At 69.1% G+C, this 6,377-nt stretch carries 11 protein-coding genes and 1 pseudogene; 5 read left to right on the top strand and 7 right to left on the bottom strand.

From position 1 onward, the window contains the following. Window positions 1-352 (top strand): CGNR zinc finger domain-containing protein (locus ABZ260_RS44380; protein WP_355630085.1); only part of this gene is annotated, 352 nt, incomplete at its 5' end. A gap of 302 nt (window positions 353-654) precedes the next feature. Here ABZ260_RS44380 and ABZ260_RS44375 read toward each other — a convergent pair. The 4 genes from ABZ260_RS44375 to ABZ260_RS44360 form a co-directional block, all read right to left on the bottom strand. Then, a complete protein-coding gene (locus ABZ260_RS44375) occupies window positions 655-1,269 on the bottom strand; it encodes a class I SAM-dependent methyltransferase (RefSeq protein ID WP_355630082.1) in 615 nt (204 codons plus the stop codon). After that, window positions 1,266-1,817, bottom strand: a complete 552-nt coding sequence (locus ABZ260_RS44370) for a YciI family protein (RefSeq protein WP_355630079.1) — start codon at window positions 1,815-1,817, stop codon at window positions 1,266-1,268. The genes ABZ260_RS44375 and ABZ260_RS44370 overlap by 4 nt, the downstream gene beginning before the upstream one ends. A gap of 66 nt (window positions 1,818-1,883) precedes the next feature. Then, a complete protein-coding gene (locus ABZ260_RS44365; protein ID WP_355630076.1) occupies window positions 1,884-2,015 on the bottom strand; it encodes a hypothetical protein in 132 nt (43 codons plus the stop codon). Between the two features lie 25 nt (window positions 2,016-2,040). Beyond that, complete coding sequence (locus ABZ260_RS44360) at window positions 2,041-2,526, bottom strand: hypothetical protein (protein WP_355630073.1); 486 nt, start codon at window positions 2,524-2,526, stop codon at window positions 2,041-2,043. A 2-nt stretch (window positions 2,527-2,528) separates the two neighbouring features. On the opposite strand from ABZ260_RS44360, the gene ABZ260_RS44355 reads away from it, so the two are divergent. Beyond that, window positions 2,529-2,825 carry a hypothetical protein gene (locus ABZ260_RS44355; protein WP_355630070.1) on the top strand — a complete coding sequence of 99 codons (297 nt, stop codon included), beginning with the start codon at window positions 2,529-2,531 and terminating at the stop codon, window positions 2,823-2,825. An 86-nt stretch (window positions 2,826-2,911) separates the two neighbouring features. Here the strand turns inward: ABZ260_RS44355 and ABZ260_RS44350 are convergent, their stop codons facing one another. Beyond that, window positions 2,912-3,172, bottom strand: a complete 261-nt coding sequence (locus ABZ260_RS44350) for a hypothetical protein (protein ID WP_355630067.1) — start codon at window positions 3,170-3,172, stop codon at window positions 2,912-2,914. Here ABZ260_RS44350 and ABZ260_RS44345 point away from each other — a divergent pair. Then, a pseudogene (locus ABZ260_RS44345) lies at window positions 3,129-3,218 on the top strand (hypothetical protein); the annotation flags it as partial. The gene ABZ260_RS44350 and the pseudogene ABZ260_RS44345 overlap by 44 nt on opposite strands. 204 nt (window positions 3,219-3,422) lie before the next feature. Here the strand turns inward: ABZ260_RS44345 and ABZ260_RS44340 are convergent. Then, window positions 3,423-4,280: an SDR family NAD(P)-dependent oxidoreductase gene (locus ABZ260_RS44340; RefSeq protein WP_355630064.1), complete on the bottom strand. Its 858-nt coding sequence runs from the start codon at window positions 4,278-4,280 to the stop codon at window positions 3,423-3,425. 118 nt (window positions 4,281-4,398) lie between these two features. On the opposite strand from ABZ260_RS44340, the gene ABZ260_RS44335 reads away from it, so the two are divergent. After that, window positions 4,399-4,833: a MarR family winged helix-turn-helix transcriptional regulator gene (locus ABZ260_RS44335; protein WP_355630061.1), complete on the top strand. Its 435-nt coding sequence runs from the start codon at window positions 4,399-4,401 to the stop codon at window positions 4,831-4,833. Between the two features lie 308 nt (window positions 4,834-5,141). Here ABZ260_RS44335 and ABZ260_RS44330 read toward each other — a convergent pair whose 3' ends face one another. After that, on the bottom strand, window positions 5,142-5,780 hold the full coding sequence (locus tag ABZ260_RS44330) for a TetR/AcrR family transcriptional regulator (protein WP_355630058.1): 639 nt from the start codon (window positions 5,778-5,780) through the stop codon (window positions 5,142-5,144). Window positions 5,781-5,857: 77 nt separating this feature from the next. Here ABZ260_RS44330 and ABZ260_RS44325 point away from each other — a divergent pair, with 77 nt between their 5' ends. Next, window positions 5,858-6,280: a RidA family protein gene (locus ABZ260_RS44325; RefSeq protein WP_355630056.1), complete on the top strand. Its 423-nt coding sequence runs from the start codon at window positions 5,858-5,860 to the stop codon at window positions 6,278-6,280. The last annotated feature ends 97 nt before the right edge of the window (window positions 6,281-6,377 follow it).

The raw sequence follows: 6,377 nt of genomic DNA, 5'->3' as shown, positions 1-6,377 counted from the left end.
CCACCCCGGCATCGACGGTCACGCCGAGGTCGAGACCGCGCTGGTCGAGCTCTACCGGCTCACCGGCACCCGGCCCTATCTCGAACTCGCCGAGATCGCCGCCGGCGGCACGACCGCGGGGTGGGCGCCGCCGGTGCGGGCAACGCAAGCATTGTCGACGCTGGCGCGGGAGATGATCGAGTTGCTGTCCGGGCCGCTGTCCGGGCGCATCCGCGAGTGTGCGAGCGACGACTGCCCGCTGGTGTTCGTCGACTCGTCCCGCCCCGGCGCTCGGCGCTGGTGCGCGATGGAGCGCTGCGGCAACCGCCACAAGCTCCGGGCTCTCCGCGCCCGGCGGGCCATGAACCCATGACACAGCCTCAAGCTGTTGTCCCAGCCCGTACGTGCCCGTTCCCACTGACTTCCCATGGGGCCGATCGAGAGCCTCGTGGCGGCGGCCGGAGGTGCCCGGCGAACGCCTATGTCCGTTTCGAGCCTTGAGTTCTCAGTTCAGGTCGTGCGGCGCTGGGCGTCCGGACCGCCGCGAGCAAGGTGCGGTCTGCGACGTTGCGTGAGAATGGGGTGTGTGAGCCGTAGTTCGGCGGTCCGTGCCTGTGCCGACTGCGGCGGCTCGCTGCCTGCGGGGTCGCGCAGGACCTGGCCGACCGGCCCCGCTCAGTCCTGCGGTTTGCGCCAGGTGATGCTGTAGCGCAACAGCAGGTGGCGGCGGTACCGGGAGCCGGGCAGGATCTCGGCGGCCAGCGCTCGCATCTGCGGGTAGGTCACCGGCGGCGGCCACACCATGGGGGACGGATGCTCCCAGTGGCCCTTCGTGGCGCGGTGGAAGGTACCGACGGCGACGCCGGCCAGGTCGCGCGGCAGGTCGTTGGGCATGGTGCTGCGGGCGAGGCCGACGATGGCCAGGACGCCGTCGGGGCGCAGCAGGTCGCGCATGCGGGCCAATCCGGTGGCGGCGTCCATGTGGTGCAAGGTGGCCACGGATGCGACGACGTCGAACGAGGCGGGCTCGAAAGGATGGGTGAGGAAGTCGCCGAGGATGTAGCCGACGTCGTCCGGGTGCTCGCGGGCTTGGTCGATGCTGGGCGCGTCGAGGTCGATGCCGGTGACGTGCGGCACGGCCTGCCGCAGTTCACGGGCGAGCATGCCCTCGCCGCAGCCGACGTCGAGGGCGCGCTGGGCGCCATCGGGGACCGCGCTGAGGATGCGGGGGTGGTAGTGGATGTTGTGATTCCATCGCCTGCCGTCACTACCTGGACGTCCTCGGGTCATGACGGCCGCCCGCCGAACTGCCAGTTGTGCACCTCGATGTCGGCGTACCGGTCCGGGGTCAGGATGGCGCGCGCCGTGTCCGGGTCCGGCGCCCGGACCAGCGCCGCCGTGCCCAGCCAGGTGGCGCCGTCGTCGGACAACAACGGCCCGTAGGCGATCAGCACGTCCCGGTCGGGCGGTACGGTGAGGTCGGCGGCCTGCCCCGTGCCGAGGCCGAGCACCAGGTACCGGTTGCCACCGGTCCGGCCGCCGGGGAAGTCCCACATGGTGCGCCCCAGCGTGTTGCGCCATCGTCGCAGCAGCACGTCCCGGTACACGCCGGCCTGGTAGTTCGGCTCGTCGAAGGCGAACGCGCGGGCGGCGACGGGATCGGGCAGGTCGACGATGTGCACGCTGCCAGTGGGTGTGTCGCCGGTGAGGGTCGGGCCCCGGGCGATCATCTCCTTCGCATACCGGTCCATATAGGACCAATGCTCTTCCAGCAGCTCGTCGCGCAGCGCTACGGAGCCGGGCCGGTCGCGGTGGTAGCAGAAGAACTCCATGCCCATAGTCTTCACCTACCAACAGATCACTTCGCACAAGTCGTCCCGGAAACACCCAGGTGCACCGCGCGATCAACGGCCCGCAGGTTCCTCAACCCCGATCTCCGACGGCGCGCTGCGGGAGAACATCACCCGTGCCATCAACATGGTCGAGTCCTGCGACGCCTTCGCCAACTGGATCAGGTTCGGGACATCGCCGGTCACCACGCGATGCCCGGAGAGACGATGATCAGCGTGGCTGCGGCTGCTCGGGTGTGGTCGTGCGGTAGCCGGGTTCTTCGTGCCGCCGATGTTCATGGGCGTGGAACGCGGCCCAGCACGTCAGCAGGGCCACCGTGAACGCGGGCAGCCAGGCCAGCCGGGCGAACATCCAGGCTGGACTGTCCGGGACGGTGTGCAGGCCGGGCAGGGTCCGGCCGGCGAGCAGGCCGAGCGCGGTGACCGCGATCATGGCGGTCTGGTGCCAGAGGAAGATTGTCATCGCCGACAGGTTCGCCAGCGCCACGAATGCCCAGGCGGCGGGCTGCGACAGCGTCCGGCGCAGCGGGCCGAGCAGCAGTAGCGCCGCCCCGCACTGGGCGAGGCCGAAGGCGACTGCCGCGAGGGTGGGGGGAGACTGGTTTGAGATCCGGGCGCCCGGCACCCCCACCACGGAGGCCGGGTAACCGGCCCACAGGACGAGCGCGGCGGTAGCGGCGGTGCCGCCGAGCAGCAACGTTGACCCAGCCGATCCAGGCGGGTCCCCCTGCGCCGAATCGGACCAGGTCGACGAGTGCGACGGTGGCCAGCGGCCACCCCGGGTGCAGCCGGGCGGCCAGCGGGGTCGCCGCCGTCAGAGTGGCGAAGACCAGCAGGAACCACAGCGGCGACCACACCAGCTTGGTCAGCGTGTTCACGGTCGCGACCTCGGCTCCGAGGGCGAGCATCGAGGCCGCCACCAGGATCCAGACCGCCGTCACGGCGGCGACCGGGCGGAGCAGGCGGGCCATCCGGGTGCCCAGCCAGCGCCCGTAGGTGGTGTTGCTGTACTTCATCGCGGCCGAGCGCGTGCGCCGGACCGGGATCATCGCCCTGCTCGGTGCCCTCACCGTGCTCGCCGGCTATCTGACGACGACCCGGCTGCTGTTCGGCTGGATCGTCGGCACCTCGGCGGAGCCGGCGGTGGCCATGACGGCGGTCATCGCCTGGCTGGTCGGCCATTCGGTGCGCCAGGCTCGCGAGCACGCCGAGACGCTGGTCGCCACGGCCACCGCCCAGGCTGTCACCGACGAACGGCTGCGCATCTCGCGTGAGCTGCACGACACGGTCGCCCACAGCATCGGCGTCATCGCCCTGCAGGCCGGCGCCGCCCGGCGGGTCATCGACACTCAGCCGCGGCGGGCGGGCCAGGCGCTCGGCGAGATCGAGACGGTCGGACGGGAGACATTGTCCGGATTGCGCCGCATGCTCGGCGCGCTCCGTCACGTCGAGCAGAGCCGGCAGCTCGATCCGGCCCCCGGCCTGGCGGACCTCGACGAGCTTGCGGCGAGAACGACCGACGCCGCGTCCACGTCGAGGTGCTCTGGCTGGGCGAACGCCGTCCGCTGCCGCCCGAGGTCGACGTTGAGCGTTTCAAGTGCTGTTGGGTTGGCGGGGGGCGTGGAGGAGTTCGGCGGTGGCATCCCACAGCGCGCGCTGGGCTGTTTCGCTGCGGCCGACCTCCGGGCATTCCAATGGCCTGGCGGTCTTGGCGGCGAAGTAGCCTCCCGTGATGCTGGCGAAGGCGGGGTCGGTCGTGAGTTTCACGATGATGTCGGCGCCGTGCTGGGGGTTGCCGATGTTCAGCCGGGTGAGGATCTTCTCCAGGGTCTCGGCGAGGGGGAGTTCACGCCCGAGCCCGGTGGCATTGAAGCCCGGGCACAGGCAGGTGACCGCGACGCCCGTTCCCTCAAGCCGGCGACCGAGTTCCTGGGTGAACATGATGTCCATCAGCTTGGTCCGGCCGTACAGCAGGCTCGACTCGCGGCGGGTGAAGTCCGCCGTGTCGGTCAGGTCCTTGAACGGGTCGATGGTGTTGGCCCGGCGTGAGGCACGGGAGGCGACCGTGACGATCCGGGCGGGTGCCGAGGCGGTGAGCTTGTCGCGCAGAGCGTTGGTGAGCACCCAGGGCGCGAGGTAGTTCACTGCGGTCATCTCGGCGAATCCCTCGGAGGTGACCCGCTGGGAGAAGGCGTGCAGACCCGCATTGTTGATCAGTGCGTCGATCCGCGGGTAGTGCGCATCGATCCGCTCTGCGGACCGCCGAACATCGGCGAGCAGGGACAGATCGGCAAGGAAGACATCCACCGGGGTCTGGGGGGCGGCCTGTGCGATCTCCTGCCGCAGCGCGTCTGCTTTGGGCCGGCTGCGGGCGACGATGCCGAGGCGGGCGCCGGTGCGGGCCAGGTCGAGAGCGGCCAGGCGGCCCAAGCCGTTCGTTGCACCAGTCATCACAATGACGGGCCGGGTGTTCATGGGTTCTCCCCCCAAGGGAAATGTTGAGGTACCTCATTAAGGTAGCATTCAATGAGGTACCTCAATAGTTGAGCGGTGGCGAAGAGTGATGACCATGAGTGACCGGATGGCGACACCCGGGGAGATCGGACTGCGGTACCTGTCGCTCGGATACCGCCTGCGCAAAGTCGTCGACGACGGCATGACAGCCGGAGGGCTGTCGCTGGCCCGCACGAAGGTCTTGCAGGTGCTCGATCGGCGCGGTGCCATGCGGCAGTCGTCGCTGGCGCAAGAACTCGGTCACGCCCCTCGGTCGGTCACCCAGTCCGTCGAGGCGCTGGAGCGTGAGGGACTGGTCGAACGGGCGGCAGATCCCGAGGACGGGCGCTCCAAACTCGTCAGCCTCACTCCGGAGGGCGCCAGGGCGCTGGCCGCCGGTACGGCAGCCGGCGAGCGAGTCCTGCGCGAGATCTTCGGGACGCTGGAGCGCGAACAACTGGTGGACCTGGGCAAACTTCTCGACGCCATCGCCGCGGGCCTCGGCGTTTGACACGTGGTGCCGTAGGGGCGAGAACCGACCGCAACCATCAGGAGGCCTTGCGCTTGGGTTCGTGTCATGAGCCCCAAAGGAGAAGCGTTCGCGCCGACCTCGGGCACCACCGCGACGCATCACCGGACGTGTGGCAAAAACGGTTACCAGGGGTTGCCGGACGCCTCGGACCTTCCGACACGGTTCTCACACGTGATCAACACGGCTACGAAGTCGCACACGCCACCGGTCGATCATGATCGTCAAAGGATCCTTTCTCGGACAGCTCCGATGCGGGGAGGAACGTATCGGGACTCGCCGTTGCGTTCCTACCCGGCCCCCGGCTCCTGGCCGGGTGGGGGCAGTTGCTTCCAACCCTGCTCGACCGAGGCGCGACATCTGTCGGGCTGATCTCCTGCGCCGATGAACAGCGCGGTCAGCATGGGGGCGCCGTGGTCAAGCGTCTGGCGGGGCAGAGGGCCGTTGGCGACCAGGGAGACCAGCCCGTGGCCGATGGCCCAGCTCTGGATCGCCAGTTCCAGTGGGTCGGTGTCGGCGCGGAAGCGGTCGGCGTCCCTGGCCCGTCGGGCGGCTTGGACCAGATACTCCAGGGTCGCGTCCGCGGCCTTGAGGTCTTCGAGGTCGAAGTTCGCGTCGAACATGACCCGGTACAGGTCGGGGTGGTCCAGGGCGTTGCCGAGGTAGGCGGCGACCAGGGCGGTCAGGTCCCGAACCGGATCCTCGGACGTGGTCACCGTCGAGAACTTGGCCCCCAGGCGGGTGAAACCCTCCTGTCGCAGTGCCTTCCACATGCCGTCCATGCCGCCGAAGTAGGTGTAGACGGCCATCGTCGATACGCAGGTCCCGGCCACCAGTGAGCGCAGGGTGATGGGCTCGCGAGTGCGGAGCATGTGTGCGGCCCGCTCGATGAGCAGAGTGCGGACCGCTGGGTCTTTCGTCCTCGCCATGGCACCAGAATACATAGCATTGCACTGCTATAGTTTCGGGATCCCGAGCCCACGGGCTCTAACGACAAGGAGTCAGCATGGCTATCACCCTGGTGAACCCCGAAGGACTGCCGAAGGTCGACATCTACCGGCAGGTGTCGGTCGCCACCGGATCGAAGCTGGTGTTCATCGCCGGCCAGGTCGCCCGCGATGCCGATGGGGGCAGAGTCGGCGAAGGAGATCTCGCCGCCCAGGTCGAGCAGTGCTATCTCAACATCGCCACCGCCCTGGCCGAGGTCGGCGGCTCCTTCGACGACGTGGCGAAACTGACCGTCTACCTCGTCGACTGGACCCCCGACAAGATGCCCCTGTTTGTGGAGGGAGTCGCCCGGGCCTCCGCGAAGCTGGGCGTCACCCCGCTCCCGCCGCTCACCGGGGTGGGCGTCGCCGCACTGGCCGAGCCCGACCTCCTGGTCGAGGTCGAGGCCACCGCGGTCATCAAGTCAGCTTCTCAGCCGTAGACGATTTTGTTGGCCGATTCGGTTGATGATTACCGGGTCGCGGGAGACGCTGAGGGGACTCGGGCCGCGGACAGGATGGAGGAGGTTCCGTCGTGTC

This window comes from Streptosporangium sp. NPDC006013, assembly GCF_040614275.1.
Taxonomy (GTDB): domain Bacteria; phylum Actinomycetota; class Actinomycetes; order Streptosporangiales; family Streptosporangiaceae; genus Streptosporangium.
This window is presented reverse-complemented; position numbering and strand designations above follow the sequence as displayed.

What these genes read in the sequence shown, in the direction of transcription:
- ABZ260_RS44375 (WP_355630082.1), bottom strand. Translation starts at nt 1,269, where the DNA reads ATGACCCGAGGACGTCCAGGTAGTGACGGCAGGCGATGGAATCACAAC.
- ABZ260_RS44370 (WP_355630079.1), bottom strand. Translation starts at nt 1,817, where the DNA reads ATGGGCATGGAGTTCTTCTGCTACCACCGCGACCGGCCCGGCTCCGTA.
- ABZ260_RS44350 (WP_355630067.1), bottom strand. Translation starts at nt 3,172, where the DNA reads ATGACCCGCCGGGCGGCGCCGGCCTGCAGGGCGATGACGCCGATGCTG.
- ABZ260_RS44340 (WP_355630064.1), bottom strand. Translation starts at nt 4,280, where the DNA reads ATGACTGGTGCAACGAACGGCTTGGGCCGCCTGGCCGCTCTCGACCTG.
- ABZ260_RS44335 (WP_355630061.1), top strand. Translation starts at nt 4,399, where the DNA reads ATGAGTGACCGGATGGCGACACCCGGGGAGATCGGACTGCGGTACCTG.
- ABZ260_RS44330 (WP_355630058.1), bottom strand. Translation starts at nt 5,780, where the DNA reads ATGGCGAGGACGAAAGACCCAGCGGTCCGCACTCTGCTCATCGAGCGG.
- ABZ260_RS44325 (WP_355630056.1), top strand. Translation starts at nt 5,858, where the DNA reads ATGGCTATCACCCTGGTGAACCCCGAAGGACTGCCGAAGGTCGACATC.